The 14,020-nt window shown below is 39.6% G+C and carries 13 protein-coding genes and 1 riboswitch; of the genes, 10 read left to right on the top strand and 3 right to left on the bottom strand.

The window, feature by feature from the left end:
* Window positions 1–25: 25 nt before the first annotated feature.
* The 7 genes from BM375_RS00455 (at window position 26) to BM375_RS00425 (ending at window position 5,136) form a co-directional block, all read left to right on the top strand.
* Window positions 26–1,282 carry a putative DNA modification/repair radical SAM protein gene (locus tag BM375_RS00455; RefSeq protein ID WP_093363202.1) on the top strand — a complete coding sequence of 419 codons (1,257 nt, stop codon included), beginning with the start codon at window positions 26–28 and terminating at the stop codon, window positions 1,280–1,282.
* Window positions 1,279–2,040, top strand: coding sequence for a TIGR03915 family putative DNA repair protein (locus tag BM375_RS00450; protein WP_093363201.1), 762 nt, complete (start codon window positions 1,279–1,281; stop codon window positions 2,038–2,040). Before BM375_RS00455 ends, BM375_RS00450 begins: the two co-directional genes overlap by 4 nt.
* Before the next feature lie 78 nt (window positions 2,041–2,118).
* Window positions 2,119–2,403: a hypothetical protein gene (locus BM375_RS00445; protein WP_093363200.1), complete on the top strand. Its 285-nt coding sequence runs from the start codon at window positions 2,119–2,121 to the stop codon at window positions 2,401–2,403.
* A gap of 11 nt (window positions 2,404–2,414) precedes the next feature.
* Window positions 2,415–3,092 carry a DUF421 domain-containing protein gene (locus tag BM375_RS00440; protein ID WP_244525780.1) on the top strand — a complete coding sequence of 226 codons (678 nt, stop codon included), beginning with the start codon at window positions 2,415–2,417 and terminating at the stop codon, window positions 3,090–3,092.
* The gene (locus BM375_RS00435) at window positions 3,041–3,607 is read left to right on the top strand and encodes a CinA family protein (protein ID WP_093363199.1); all 567 of its coding nucleotides are present in this window, start codon (window positions 3,041–3,043) and stop codon (window positions 3,605–3,607) included. Before BM375_RS00440 ends, BM375_RS00435 begins: the two co-directional genes overlap by 52 nt.
* A 56-nt stretch (window positions 3,608–3,663) precedes the next feature.
* On the top strand, window positions 3,664–4,284 hold the full coding sequence (gene yihA / locus BM375_RS00430) for a ribosome biogenesis GTP-binding protein YihA/YsxC (protein ID WP_093363549.1): 621 nt from the start codon (window positions 3,664–3,666) through the stop codon (window positions 4,282–4,284).
* Complete coding sequence (locus tag BM375_RS00425) at window positions 4,285–5,136, top strand: 4-hydroxybenzoate octaprenyltransferase (protein ID WP_093363198.1); 852 nt, start codon at window positions 4,285–4,287, stop codon at window positions 5,134–5,136.
* 52 nt (window positions 5,137–5,188) lie between these two features.
* On the opposite strand, the gene BM375_RS00420 is transcribed toward BM375_RS00425, so the two are convergent.
* Window positions 5,189–5,845 carry a DUF937 domain-containing protein gene (locus BM375_RS00420; RefSeq protein ID WP_093363197.1) on the bottom strand — a complete coding sequence of 219 codons (657 nt, stop codon included), beginning with the start codon at window positions 5,843–5,845 and terminating at the stop codon, window positions 5,189–5,191.
* Window positions 5,846–5,911: 66 nt separating this feature from the next.
* Here BM375_RS00420 and BM375_RS00415 point away from each other — a divergent pair, with 66 nt between their 5' ends.
* Window positions 5,912–7,030 carry a DUF2891 domain-containing protein gene (locus BM375_RS00415; protein WP_093363196.1) on the top strand — a complete coding sequence of 373 codons (1,119 nt, stop codon included), beginning with the start codon at window positions 5,912–5,914 and terminating at the stop codon, window positions 7,028–7,030.
* A 19-nt stretch (window positions 7,031–7,049) separates the two neighbouring features.
* Here the strand turns inward: BM375_RS00415 and BM375_RS00410 are convergent, their stop codons facing one another.
* The gene (locus BM375_RS00410) at window positions 7,050–7,313 is read right to left on the bottom strand and encodes a hypothetical protein (RefSeq protein WP_093363195.1); all 264 of its coding nucleotides are present in this window, start codon (window positions 7,311–7,313) and stop codon (window positions 7,050–7,052) included.
* A 67-nt stretch (window positions 7,314–7,380) separates the two neighbouring features.
* A riboswitch (SAM-I-IV-variant riboswitch) is annotated at window positions 7,381–7,475 on the bottom strand.
* 211 nt (window positions 7,476–7,686) lie between these two features.
* Here BM375_RS00410 and htpG point away from each other — a divergent pair.
* Window positions 7,687–9,576: a molecular chaperone HtpG gene (gene htpG, locus BM375_RS00405; protein WP_093363194.1), complete on the top strand. Its 1,890-nt coding sequence runs from the start codon at window positions 7,687–7,689 to the stop codon at window positions 9,574–9,576.
* A 36-nt stretch (window positions 9,577–9,612) separates the two neighbouring features.
* Here the strand turns inward: htpG and BM375_RS00400 are convergent, their stop codons facing one another.
* Window positions 9,613–12,369, bottom strand: coding sequence for a substrate-binding domain-containing protein (locus BM375_RS00400; protein ID WP_139227462.1), 2,757 nt, complete (start codon window positions 12,367–12,369; stop codon window positions 9,613–9,615).
* Window positions 12,370–12,666: 297 nt separating this feature from the next.
* Between BM375_RS00400 and BM375_RS00395 the strand changes: the two genes are divergently transcribed.
* On the top strand, window positions 12,667–13,995 hold the full coding sequence (locus tag BM375_RS00395) for a sugar porter family MFS transporter (protein WP_093363192.1): 1,329 nt from the start codon (window positions 12,667–12,669) through the stop codon (window positions 13,993–13,995).
* Window positions 13,996–14,020 lie beyond the last annotated feature (25 nt).

Below are 14,020 nucleotides of genomic sequence, written 5' to 3'. Positions count from 1 at the left end.
TGAATTCAAGAAATTTCAAATAGCGATGCAGGCAGAACGTATACAAGAGAAGTTGGAGATTTTAGCGGATGCAGCAAAATACGATGTGAGCTGTAGTTCCAGTGGTAGCAACCGTAAGAATACCAAACGAGGTTTGGGCAATACAGGTGCCGGTATTTGTCATACGTATACGGAGGATGGACGATGTGTATCCTTGCTAAAGATACTGCTGACAAACCATTGTATTTTTGATTGTGCGTATTGTGTCTCCAGACGTAGTAACGACATCAAACGAGCAGCTTTCACGGTGCAGGAAGTAGTCGATTTGACGATAAACTTTTACCGCCGTAATTATATTGAAGGGCTGTTCTTGAGTTCTGGTATTTTTAAAGATGCAGATTTTACCATGGAAAGACTGGTGTTGGTGGCCAAGAAATTGCGACAGGAACATCATTTTAACGGTTATATTCATCTTAAGACCATTCCCGGTGCGTCGGATGAACTGTTGTATGAAGCGGGACTGTATGCCGACCGACTTAGTGTGAATTTGGAAATTCCTACCGAGAGTGGATTAAAGCTCTTGGCGCCAGAGAAAAACCGGAAGGATATGGATGAACCTATGGATTATCTGAAAGGCGAAATTGTGCGGACAAAAGAAGAAAAGAAAATCATCAAGTCTACCCCTAAATTTGCGCCGGCCGGACAAAGTACACAGATGATTATCGGTGCTGCTGATGAGACAGATCGACACATCATCCAGACGGCCAATCATTATTATGCTACCTATCAACTTAAGCGTGTCTATTACTCCGGTTATATTCCTATTTCTCATGATAAAAGATTACCGGGAATAGGTGCCGCAGTTCCCGCTATCCGTGAAAACCGATTGTACCAAACGGATTGGTTAATGCGCTTTTATGGTTTTCGTCACGATGAAGTATTGGACGAACAACACCCCAACCTGGACTTAGATATCGACCCAAAACTGAGTTGGGCCCTGCGTCATTTAGATCAGTTTCCGGTGGATATTAATAAATCGCCCTATGAGCTTATCGTACGGGTTCCCGGAATAGGCGTTACCTCGGCAAAAAAGATTGTTGCAGCCAGAAAATTTGGTAAGCTGCGTTTGGAACATCTTCAAAAGATTGGTGTCTCACTAAATAAAGTGCGGTACTTTATTATTTGTGAGGGTTTTTTACCCTTAAAATCGGATAAGCCTGCGGTGTTACTGAAGCAATATATCTTAGCAGAGTCACAATCCAAATATCAGAAGGCTTTGAGTAGTCAACTTTCTTTGTTTTGAGTACGACTGTCTATTACGATGGCACGTGGCAGGGATTGCTAACGGCTATTTTTGAAGATTATGAATATCGTTTGCAGAGCTGTATTATCGTTAAATCGGGCACAGCGGTTACGCAATCACTTTTTGGTCGTACACATCAGGTATATACAGATAAAAAGAAAGCGTTACGTGTTAAGAATGGACTGCTAAAGAACGTTGGAAAAGTCGCTCTGCAGGAGCTTTATTGTGCTTTTCTATCGGAAAAGGAAGGCATCGAAGTACTTATATTACGTGTTGTTCAATATTATATGGCAGGTGAAAAATCTGTACACAGCAACTATGCGCATGAGGATGTCTTGCAAATTAAGAAGATCCATAAGTCAGTTATGCGGGAGCGCCATCGTTTCAAAGCTTTTGTACGGTTTAGGGAAAGTACAGATGGTATTTTCTTGGCGTTAATTGAACCAGATTTTAATGTTCTACCGCTCATTTCTACCCATTTCAAAGATCGCTATGCCGATCAGCTGTGGATTATCTATGATGTAAAACGGCAATATGGATTGCATTACGATAAGTCTACGGTTAGGGAGATTGTATTTGATAAGTCCATTGATGTAAAGCAGTTGGAAGCGGTATGCAGTACGGAAGAGCAATTGTACGATAGGTTGTGGAAGCGTTACTTTCAAAGTACGAATATTGTAGAACGAAAGAATACCAAGCTCCATGTACAACATGTCCCTAAACGATATTGGAAATACCTCAATGAAAAAGAAGGATGATGAGTCTGTTTGCACGTAACATTTGAAACTTTTTCTGCTGTTGTTTGTCTTTATGTAAAAATGTAAAACAACAATATTATGCAAGATTCAAAGAAAAATAGACAAGACAATCAGGAAGATTTTCCTGACTATCCGCATTATGATGAACGAGAGGATATTTTCGAACAAGAGAAAAGAATAGAAGATGAGCGGGTAGGGCAAATCCCAAAGAGTAAGTCTTCCTCCTTGGATGATGGTTTGGATATCCCAGGTGCTGAATTGGACGATGAACAGGAGGAAATAGGTTCGGAAGATGAAGAGAACAATTATTACAGCCTAGGAGGCGACAACCACGAAGATCTGGAACAGAGTGATGATTTATAACATGTTCTCTTGTGGGAAATTTCTTTATTAATGGCGTAGAATGGCAATTTATTGGAGAGATCATTGGTCGTACAGTGGTCATGTTCCTAATGATTTTGTTGGTGTTGCGTTTATCTGGAAAACGAGGTGTCCGACAATTATCCTTGTTTGAAGTTGCAATTATCTTAGGATTGGGTTCTGCTGCTGGAGATCCTATGTTCCAAGAAGACATTCCCATTATATATGCAGTAATTGTATTTTCTGTGACCCTTGTGGTATACAAATCATTGACATGGTTGGCTTCTAAGTCATTACGGGTCCACAGGGTTTTGGAGGGGCAAGAAACCATAGTAGTTCGGGAAGGAATGTTTGATCTGAAGCACAAAAAAGATACTGACTTTTCTACTATGGAATTTTTTACTGAACTACGGAATCAATCTATTGAACATTTAGGACAAGTAAAATTAGCGGTATTGGAAACTGATGGGTCGATGAGTGTACTGTTCTATTCAGATGAAGAAGTAAAGTTTGGCTTACCATTGTTTCCTGATCACTATACCAAGATTGATATCTCTACGGAACATGGTCCCTTTGCTTGTATGAATTGCGGTTATGTAATTTGTGCCTATACCATAACAGCAGATGGTTACTGTCCGCGATGTCAATATCAACATTGGGCAAAAGCTTTAAATACGGAACGGATAAGCTAAAAGGAGATAATATTATGCGGCAAATCCACACCAAAATATTAGATGATTGTGGACAGTTCTTGCGATCTAATGGATTAAAGTTGCTTTGCGCAGAGAGTATGACTGCAGGCTATCTTAGTAGTATATGGGCATTGGAAGTCCATAGTGGTGATTATTTTCTGGGCTCTCTGATATGCTATGATGATAGCATGAAAACCCAATTTTTAGTTGTTCCTCAGCAAAAAATCGAAAAATACTGTGCTGAATCTGCGGTTGTCACTTTAAGGATGCTTGACGGTCTTTCAAAATTAGCAAAGCTCAATACCGTATTCATTAGTATCACAGGGCTTGCTTTTGAAAGTAGTAATCCACAACAGACACGACCAATAGGTACGGTCTACTATGCTTTTCAATACCAACAGCAGAAGAAAATCTTCAAAAGGCAATTCGGAGGAGAAGCAAGCGATATTCTTATTGATTGTTGTAATAACCTTTTGAAAGATTTATATGATTGGTTGCAAGAATGCATAAAATAGGCGCTTATGCTTTTCCCGTCCTTTGGCTGTTAATGTGGAAAAGCTTACCTTTGTTTATGCTTATAAAATCAGCGGAATTTGTCACCAGTAATACAGAAGTACATAAACTTCCAGCCCCAACCTTGCCGGAATATGCCTTTATAGGACGCTCCAATGTTGGAAAGTCATCCTTGATTAATGCCATGACCAGTAGGAAAGGGCTAGCTAAAACCTCGCAGAAACCTGGTAAAACCCAATTGATAAACCACTTTATTATTAATGGGGATTGGTATCTGGTGGATTTGCCTGGCTATGGTTTTGCACAGACTTCCAAAAAGAATAGAGTAGAGTGGGAACGCTTCATCCGTAAATATCTAACCCGTAGAGAAAATTTACAATGTGTTTTTGTCCTTATTGACAGTCGACATGAGCCCCAGAAAATTGATTTGGACTTCTGCTACTGGTTGGGAGAGAATGGGCTACCTTTTATGCTGGTCTTTACTAAAGCTGATAAACAGTCGGGTGTGAAATCCGACCAGAATATAGCTAAATTCCGTAAAGCCTTGTTGCAATGGTTTGAAGAAGTGCCCCAGTATTTTTTGACTTCCGCTGAAACTCGTATGGGAACGGATACTATATTACAAACTATCGACGAGATAAATGCTAACTTTCAACCGCCGCTTCTCGAAGAACAATAGATGAAAAAATATCTTTCTTTGGTGCTTTTTGCGCATAGCATATTTGCGTTGCCCTTTGCGATTATTGGTTTCTTTTTGGCTTTACAGACTACAGAACATAGTTTTGATTGGAAAAAACTATTATTGATGTTGGTTTGTATGGTAACTGCACGGAATGCAGCTATGGCATTCAACCGATATTTGGATCGGGATATTGATGCTAAAAATCCGCGAACGGCAACTCGTGATATTCCTGCCGGAAAGATCAGTGCGAAGAACGCCCTAATGTTCACCATTATCAATTGTGCAGTTTTTATTGCCGCTACATATTTTATCAATTCGTTGTGCTTTTACCTATCGCCGATCGCACTTTTTGTCGTTCTGTTTTATAGTTATACGAAGCGTTTTACGCCCCTGTGTCATTTGGTACTGGGTGTGGGCTTGGGACTGGCGCCCATAGGGGCTTATTTGGTCGTGACCAATCAATTTGATATTGTTCCTGTGTTTTATGGTATAGCGGTGATGTGTTGGTCAGGTGGATTTGATATTATTTATGCCTTACAGGATGAGGAGTTTGATAGGACAAACGGTCTCAATTCAATACCAGCATATTTTGGTGCAAAAAAGGCATTGCGGATTTCAGAATTTTTGCACGTGCTTTCTTTCTTATTCGTGCTGTTGCCCGTTTTTTATATGCCTGTAGGATGGTTCTATTATGCAGGTTTGGCTTTTTATGGAGGATTGTTAATTTATCAGCACCGTATTGTAAGTCCGACGGATCTCAGTAGGGTAGATCGGGCATTTATGACAACCAATGGTATCGCATCCGTTGTGTTTGCAGGTTTCTATTTGTTGGATGTGCTATTTATGTAGTAGAGACGTAGCATCTCGTCTTTGACGAGATGCTACGTCTCTACAAGAGCATTTATTTTCCAAACATACCTGCTAAAGAATCTAAGATATTTCCAGCTTGATTTTTCTTGTCTTTGTTGAAGAAATCACCAACAAGGTCACCGATTCCTCCCATGTTAGGCGTACCACTCTGTGAACTGCTTCCGCCACCTAATACACTGCCAAGGATATTGCCTAATAAACCGCCGCCTGCAGAGGAACCTTGACCGCCACCAAGTACGCTGCCGATCAAATCACCGATACCACCACCCGAGGCACCACTCTTCTGTTTCCCCAAGAAACCCATGACAATTGGGGCCAGCGTAGCTAAAACAGCACTGATTTTATCCGATGACAATCCGGTTTTCTCAGATAGATTGTTGGTAACGTAGTCCGTATTTTTACCGAACATGTGCTGTACGATTTTGTTTTCATCGTCGGATGGTCCTTGTCCTAAGAAATCACCTAAAGAGTCCAGTATACTTCCGTTATGCTTGGACTGAAGCGCATTGTTAATGCTTTCCGCTTGGGTTTCATCTTTTTGTGCATTGTAATTCAATGCGGATACCATTAGGGGAACTGCTGCAGCAACCAAATATTTTACTTTATCTTGGTCGATACTTAAGTTGTTCGCTATGGAGGATACTGTTTTTTCACCTATTCCGCCACTTATTAAGTCTGTAATATTCATGCTGTTCGATTTTTGATTAAATTGTTTTATCTTGTCTTTTAGATTTATTGCTTACTAAATTACAAAATGAAAAGACTAATTCTTGTTTTTATCTGTACGGTTTGTGGACTTTATTTTTCAAATTGTAGCCGAAGTTCGGTAAAGGATATCGGGGATTTTACCTCCAGACCTTTGCCAATACCTCATGCATTGACGGAAGAGGTAGCTTCCCGTATATTTGAATTACCAACGCATTGTTTAACCATCGAATATCCTAATAAATTAGGACAGGTGTTAGGTAGTACAACTGATTTGAAGGGACCTAAAACGTTACGCCCCATTTTCTACGGTTGTTTTGATTGGCATTCTGCCGTACATGGCTATTGGTCTATTGTGAGGTTGTTAAAGCTATATCCACAATTGGATAAGGATAGAAGAGTGCGTGAGATATTAAACGCCCATATTACGCCTGAAAATCTGGAAGTGGAAATGGCCTTTTTTAATGATAAGAACAATCTTGGATTTGAACGTACGTATGGATGGGCATGGTTATTCAAGCTGCAGGAGGAATTATCGGACTGGGAAGATGTCGACGCCAAAAGATGGGCGAAGGTACTCCAACCATTAGTTGATCTCCTGTCCGAACGTACACAGGCCTATCTAGGCAAACTAGTTTATCCTATCCGAACAGGGCAACACGATAATACTGCTTTTAGTTTATCGTTGATGCTGGATTATGCTAATGCAACCAAGGATGTGGCCTTGGCTAATGCCATCAAAACGAATGCCATACGACTTTATGAAGAAGACAAAAATTGCGATTTGGCTTATGAACCGAGTGGTTATGACTTTCTTTCCCCATGTTTGGAAGAAGCTTATTTGATGAGCAAGGTGATGAAGGAGGAAACCTATAAAGATTGGCTGTTAAATTTTATGCCTGGCTTATTTGAGCAGGAGGTCAAGGGGCTTCAACCAGCTTTGGTAAGCGATCGCACAGATGGCAAATTGGTACATCTGGATGGACTGAATTTCAGCCGTGCGCATTGTTTGTTTGGTTTAGCGGAGGTGCTTCCCGAGTTAAAAGAAACTTTGGTACCTCTAGGAAATGAACACATCGATTTTTCGTTGAAGAATATTTCGGACGACGATTACATGGGAAGCCATTGGCTGGGTTCTTTTGCTTTGTTGGCTTTGACCAACGAATAGCTTCCCATTATTTTTCTATTTAATGGACAGGGATTAATACATTATTCTCCAGACGAACTTTAACGATATGGATAATACTGAACCCATCCTCTTTGGAAATAATAGGAGAGAGGTCGATGCCCCTTTTGGATAGAGCTTTGAGCACCGCATTTCTAAAAGCGGATCTTGATGAACCCCAGACGTTGTTTTCAACAATGTCGTTGTTTAAGTTAATTAATTCATCGGTGGAATAACCGTAGAACTGTTCTACGAGAAATTGAGAAAAGGAAGAAGGTGTTGACATACAATTTAAAATTAAAGTGTTTAACCATAAATTGTATTCAGAAATCCAAGGGTTATTTAATAAGCGTTTGCATACGTTTATTTTGGCCTGAAACCCGTATTATTTTACCACCGCGGTGTCTGCACTCGGTTGGTATTGCTATTGCAATTCTGAATACTCTACAAATTTAGTAGATAATTCTGAACAATACAAATATTCTTTCATGTGTTTTCTATTTAATCATACGTCCGATCGTCCATGTTAATCTCAGCAATAGATATAGCGTCTTAATGTGACAAAAAATCCCTTTCGGACTGTCATCCTGTCGTAATATAAGCTTTGGAATACTCCTTGATAAGTCTTTGGAAAATTTGTAAAAAAAATCTAAAGACATATGCAAGAAAAAGGTAGTATATCGATTCATACCGAGAATATTTTCCCGGTAATCAAAAAATTCCTGTATTCTGATAATGAAATCTTTTTGCGTGAGTTGGTATCCAATGCGGTTGATGCCTCCCAAAAAGTAAAGCGTTTATCTTCATTGGGACAATTTCAAGGTGAGTTGGGCGATTTGACGGTTGATGTAAAGTTTGACGAGCAGGCGAAAACTATTACGATTTCCGATAGAGGTATCGGAATGACCGCCGAAGAGATTAAAAAATACATCAACCAGATTGCATTCTCCGGAGCTACAGAGTTCATGGAGAAATTCAAAGAAGCTAATGATGCTAACGAGATTATCGGTCGTTTTGGTTTAGGCTTCTATTCTGCTTTTATGGTAGCGGATAAAGTAGAGATTGAGTCCTTATCTTTTCAAGAAGGTGCTGAGCCAGCCCACTGGACTTGTGATGGTAGTACATCGTATGAGATTTCTGCCGGTTCACGTACTGAGCGTGGTACTGATGTGATTCTACATATTAATGAAGAATCAACAGAGTTCTTAAGCAAATCTCGATTAACCGAAATTCTAAACAAATATGCTCGTTTCCTTCCTGTTCCTGTACGTTTTGGTACACGAACTGAATCTGAACCCGACGGTGAAGACGAAGAAGGTAAACCAAAATATAAGTCGGTAGAGGTTGATAATATTATTAACAACACCAATCCTGCTTGGACTAAAGCTCCATCTGAGTTAAAGGATGAAGATTATTTGGCTTTCTATCGCGAGCTTTATCCATATTCCATGGACGAACCTCTATTCTGGATTCACCTTAATGTAGATTATCCGTTCAACTTGACAGGGATTTTGTATTTCCCGAAAGTGAAAAACGAAATGGATATACAACGCAATAAAATACAGTTGTATTCCCGTCAGGTATTCATTACCGATGAGGTGAAGGACATCGTTCCAGAATTCCTGATGCTGTTGCAAGGGGTCATCGATTCACCGGATATCCCGTTGAACGTATCGCGTTCCTTCTTACAGGCGGATAGTAACGTGAAGAAAATCAACAGCTACATCACGAAGAAGGTAGCGGATAAACTAAATGAAATCTTCAAAGCCGACCGTAAAAACTTTGAAGATAAATGGAATGACATTAGCTTGTTCATCAAATACGGGATGTTAAGTGATGAGAAATTTGCTGAAAAAGCGAATGATTTCTGTTTATTGAAAAATACAGAAGGAGAAAGCTATACGCTAAAAGAATACTACGAGAAGGTAAAAGATATTCAAGTGGACAAAGATGGTAATATTATCTATCTGTACACCAATGATGCTTCTCAGCAAGACAGTTTCATTTCGAGCGTAAAAGCCAAAGGTTATGATGTGTTGGTATTGGATGGCCCGCTTGATACCCATTTTGCTGCTTACGTAGAACAAAAAGGAGGTGAGAAAATCCAAGCGAAGCGTGTTGATGCTGATGTCGTGGATAAGTTAATCCAGAAAGACGAACAGACAGCACTTTCTTTGTCGGAAGAAGAGTCCAAGAAAGCCTCGGATATTTTTGAAAAAGCTATCTCCAGAGCAGATATGAAAGTAGAGGTAGATGCGCTTCATACCGATGATCTGCCTGTTTCAGTAACCATTGACGAGTTTATGCGTCGTATGAAAGACATGGCTAAGACCGGTGGCGGCGGTATGGGTTTCTATGGTACTATTCCAGATAATTATAAAGTTACGGTTAATGGTAACCACCCATTAGTTAAACGTATTGTGGAGAGTCCTGATGAAGAAGGGGCTAAGCTTGCGAAACAAGCTTTTGACCTTGCTTTATTGTCGAGAGGCTTGCTGACCGGGTCTGATCTGACCTCGTTCGTTAAGCGAAGCGTGGAGATGATTTAATATTAAAAAACAGTAGGGATGCGATTAATCGCATCCCTACCGTTTTAATATTTCTTTCCTAAATGCCGTAGGTGTTGTACCGAATACCTTCTTAAAAGATGCAGTAAAATATGCACTTGAAGAGAACCCAACTTTATCAGCGACTTCATTCACATGCAATCCTTCCAATAATAAGTGTTTAGCCTTTGTTAAACGCTGTTGCAACAAATAATCGTTCACACTGCTATTCAGTAAACTTTTCGTTTTACGGTATAACTGTACCCTGGATATTCCTAATGCGTTGGCAATATCTTCTACGCTTAATGTTTTTTCGTTCATCCGTTCTTCTACAATCATGGACAGGTTTTGTATAAAACGTTTGTCTTGCGTTGTTTGTGGTTTGTCTTCTGAGTTTTCAATGTCACCCAAAACACGCGGATAATGGTTTTTGAATTGTTTGCGGGAAGTCAGTAGGTTGTTGATGACTGCTTTGAGGTGGTCGACATGGAACGGTTTTGTCAAATAAGCATCTGCTAAGAGGCGCATACCTTCGATTTTGCTCTCGTCAGTATCCAAAGCACTTAGCAACATGACCGGAACCTGATGGAATTGTGGCGTATTTTTGATGGTTTTTAATAACTCCATACCATTCCCATCCGGTAGCATAATATCACTTATTATTAAGTCTGGATAATTTTTCTCCACTTTTGAAAATGCTTCTTTATAGTTTTTGGCAAATACGATGTTGTATTCTTTGGAAAGGATGTCCTTAAGGAACGATCGGATCCCCTGATGGTCGTCCACAATAAGAATGGTTGCGGATCTGCTGGAGTGAAATGATACCTCATCCTCCTCAAAATCTTCAAGGCTCAAGATATCGGTATCGCGGTCTTTATAGTGGACTGGAGTTCCCCCAGATGTATTCCTCTTTTCCTCATCAGTCAGATGTAAATGTCCTGTTGGTAAACGTAAGGTAAAGGATGTCCCCACATCCTTCTTACTGCTTACCGTTACTTGTCCGTGATGTAACTCAACTATTTCCTTTACATAGGCTAACCCTATACCTGAACCGTTAAGGTGTTGTTCGCCTTGGTAAAAACTGTCAAAAATATGATCCATATCAACAATGGATATACCGCTTCCATTGTCAAGAATACGCAGTAAAACATAATCCCCAAAAGTATTTTCTTCTATTACGACTTCTATCTTTCCGCCATTAGGGGTGAACTTGAATGCATTGGATAAGAGATTGGATAGAGCCTGCTCCATAAGATATTCATCTATCCAAATTTCCTTTAATGGTGTTTTACTTACATAACTGAGGGACACTCTTTTCTTTTGTGATAAAGGTTTAAAATTGCCTAATATCTGCTGTATAAATATATCGATCTGGAGGGGGGCAGCCTGTAATTTAATCTTGGCTTTATCCATTCGGTGGATATCAATCAAGTCTGTAATTAGATGTTGTAGTTTCTTTGCGTTGCGCTTAATTCGAGTTATTTGTTCTTTTCCCTCACCAGATAGGTTCTTCTCTTTTTCCAGTTCTTCCATTGGCGCTAAAATCAGTGTAAGTGGAGTTTTGAATTCATGGGATACATTGGTGAAGAACTTGCTTTGTGCTTCCGAAGCATCACGGATCTGTTGGTTCATTTCAACAATTTGTTGTTGCTGGGATAGAATCTCTTCGTTTTGTTTCTTCAAATGCTTGTTTTTTTTCCAGTTGCTCCGAATAACGATGATTGAAATTCCGCCAAAGACGACAGCTAATACCAGGCTCGTCACCAGAATGTTTAAAGTAGTTTTTTGGCCTTTGTATATCTTGTTTTGCGTGTTGATGAGTTCTTGCCGCTTATCAATATCATGTTGTTGCTGTTGTATTTTATTGGATTGCAGCAGCATCAACCCTGCATTATCCTGATCGATGACCAAGGTTCCAAGAAGGTTATCTCGTTTATATGGCTTGAGCTGTAAGATTGCCATAGCTGTGCGTATAGCTTCAGTTCCACCAGTAGGATATAGCAGAGAAGCAAAAAGATTGCCGTGTACAATAGCTTCTAAGCCATTGCCTTCTCCAGGAAGGGCATCAATACCAATTACCCGTTTTTTATTTTCACCAATTTCCTGAAGCGCATCCTTAACACCAAAAGCCATTTGATCGTTGAATGCTATAATAATATCCTGTCGTTTGATTCGATCTATCTCCCCTTTAGCCAGTTTATACGATGTTTGTCTTTCCCAATTTCCATGTATTTCAAGACCTATTCTTACTGTTTTGGCACTATCTAACACTTCCATAAGACCTTTTTTACGTTCTATAGAGGCTGAAGTTCCTTTCAGTCCGGTCACAATCCCAATACTTCCTTCTCCATCAAGTGTGTGTAGAATGAACTGCCCTGCTAATTTTCCAATTGCATGGTTGTCAGCACCTACATAGGCATTGTATAAGCCCGAGGATGTTTTTCTGTCAGTTACCACAACCGGGATATTCTTTTGGAATACAGAATCTACGATATGGGTAAGTGGCTCAGCTTCATTAGGAGAGACGATCAGCAGATCGATACCGTGATCCAGTAGCTCTTTGATCTGCTGTGTTTGTTTTTCATTATCTCCTTGGGCATCGCGATATATAAACTCGATGTTAGGGGAGAATGATAATTCCCTTTTCATCTCGTCCAGCATGGTTTCCCGCCATGCGTCGTTGCCGGTGCATTGCGAAAATGCAATAATGAATTTCTGACTTGTTGTTTCATGAGATCCACAAGCTTGAAATAACAGGAATATGAGTGCGGTACAGACACTATAAATCTTCGACATGCTTTTTTCTGCTTTTTTATGACAATATACGTCATTTCGTTTTTTTTCTAACAATGTACGTTAACTTAGTGTTAAAAATACACAATTTTGAAAAATATGATTGATGTAACATAATCTATATAAAACGTTTAAAAATAGTGGTTTTGAATTTTTATATATTTTTTATTTTGCTTATTTACAGTGTTTTATGTTATTTTTTTAAATGAAACAAATTTGATGTAATTTGTTTTTCGGTATTTTATTCATTGTGCAAGTTCCCGTTAATTTTGGATTAATCAATTGTAAAACAAAAGTAACATGAACAAAAACACAGTATTAGCTTGGTCGTTTGTAGTGGCCTTAGGCGGCTTTTTATTCGGCTTTGATACAGCCGTTATTTCTGGAGCAGAAAAAGCGGTTCAGCAATTTTGGTCCTTGACCGAGTTTCAACATGGTTTGACCATGGCTATCGCTTTGATAGGAACTGTTGTTGGCGCAGCAATGGGAGCTTATCCTTCAGACAGGCTCGGTCGTAAGACAACTTTATTTCTGGTAGCGGCACTTTATTTTTTCTCTGCTATCGGAACAGCGTTCGCGCAAGATTGGAACACATTTATTATTTTCCGATTTTTAGGTGGTATTGGAGTCGGCGTTTCCTCAGTGACAGCTCCAATATATATATCTGAAATTTCACCAGCCAAATCTCGGGGGAAACTCGTTGGGCTTTTTCAATTTAACGTCGTATTTGGGATATTAGTCGCTTATATATCCAATTATTTTATCGGTCAGACAGGTGATGAATCGTGGCGTTGGATGTTGGGGGTTCAAGCGCTTCCAGCACTGATTTTCTTTATTTTAATATTTTTTGTGCCGGAGAGTCCTCGTTGGTTGTTATTGCATCGCAATAAAAGAGAAGAGGCCAATGCAATCATGCAGAAGGTGAGCGGTGAAGATGCTGAAAGAGAAATTCAGCAAATATTGGAAAACCAGCAAGAGGGAAAAGTAAAAGGAGAAAGTCGTTTATTTTCTAAAGCGAATCGTTTTCCGGTAATATTAGCTGTTTTGTTTGCCGTTTTCAATCAAGTATCGGGTATTAACGCTATTATTTACTATGCGCCGAGAGTATTTGAAATGGCTGGGCTGGGAGGACAGAGTTCTCTGCTCTCAACTGTGGGGATTGGTATCGTAAACTTTGTGTTTACTTTAATTGCTATCAATTTTATAGATAAAGTAGGTCGCCGCAAACTTATGTTCATCGGATCCTTTGGATTGATAGCTTCTTTGTCGTTAGTTGCTTATGCTTTTTTCTCTGGTAATACGGAAGGAATAGCGGTGACAATTTATCTTATGTTTTTCATTGCCTTTTTCGCTTTTTCCCAAGGAGCGGTTATCTGGGTATTCATTTCAGAGATTTTTCCGAATGAAGTCCGTGCGAAAGGGCAGACATTGGGAAGTTTGACCCATTGGGTAATGGCCGCAATCATTACGTTTTTCTTCCCTGCGCTTACCGAATTATTAGGTGGAGGGTATACGTTTATGATTTTTGCTGGATTTATGGTGCTACAATTGATTTACGTTTGGAAGCTTATGCCTGAGACAAAAGGTAAGTCATTGGAAAACATGAGCGATACGATGCCTTTGCATTAATTGATAACGGAATAGTTAAGAAAAG

The organism is Sphingobacterium wenxiniae (genome assembly GCF_900116225.1).
GTDB lineage: Bacteria > Bacteroidota > Bacteroidia > Sphingobacteriales > Sphingobacteriaceae > Sphingobacterium > Sphingobacterium wenxiniae.
The sequence above is the reverse complement of the archived record's forward strand: the minus strand, read 5'-3'. Positions and strand labels throughout refer to the sequence as shown.

Bases quoted from the DNA above. Each gene is read 5' to 3' on its own strand.
- BM375_RS00455 (WP_093363202.1), top strand. From the start codon at position 26: ATGCAGGCAGAACGTATACAAGAGAAGTTGGAGATTTTAGCGGATGCA.
- BM375_RS00445 (WP_093363200.1), top strand. From the start codon at position 2,119: ATGCAAGATTCAAAGAAAAATAGACAAGACAATCAGGAAGATTTTCCT.
- BM375_RS00435 (WP_093363199.1), top strand. From the start codon at position 3,041: ATGTCAATATCAACATTGGGCAAAAGCTTTAAATACGGAACGGATAAG.
- yihA (WP_093363549.1), top strand. From the start codon at position 3,664: ATGCTTATAAAATCAGCGGAATTTGTCACCAGTAATACAGAAGTACAT.
- BM375_RS00425 (WP_093363198.1), top strand. From the start codon at position 4,285: ATGAAAAAATATCTTTCTTTGGTGCTTTTTGCGCATAGCATATTTGCG.
- BM375_RS00420 (WP_093363197.1), bottom strand. From the start codon at position 5,845: ATGAATATTACAGACTTAATAAGTGGCGGAATAGGTGAAAAAACAGTA.
- BM375_RS00415 (WP_093363196.1), top strand. From the start codon at position 5,912: ATGAAAAGACTAATTCTTGTTTTTATCTGTACGGTTTGTGGACTTTAT.
- BM375_RS00410 (WP_093363195.1), bottom strand. From the start codon at position 7,313: ATGTCAACACCTTCTTCCTTTTCTCAATTTCTCGTAGAACAGTTCTAC.
- htpG (WP_093363194.1), top strand. From the start codon at position 7,687: ATGCAAGAAAAAGGTAGTATATCGATTCATACCGAGAATATTTTCCCG.
- BM375_RS00400 (WP_139227462.1), bottom strand. From the start codon at position 12,369: ATGTCGAAGATTTATAGTGTCTGTACCGCACTCATATTCCTGTTATTT.
- BM375_RS00395 (WP_093363192.1), top strand. From the start codon at position 12,667: ATGAACAAAAACACAGTATTAGCTTGGTCGTTTGTAGTGGCCTTAGGC.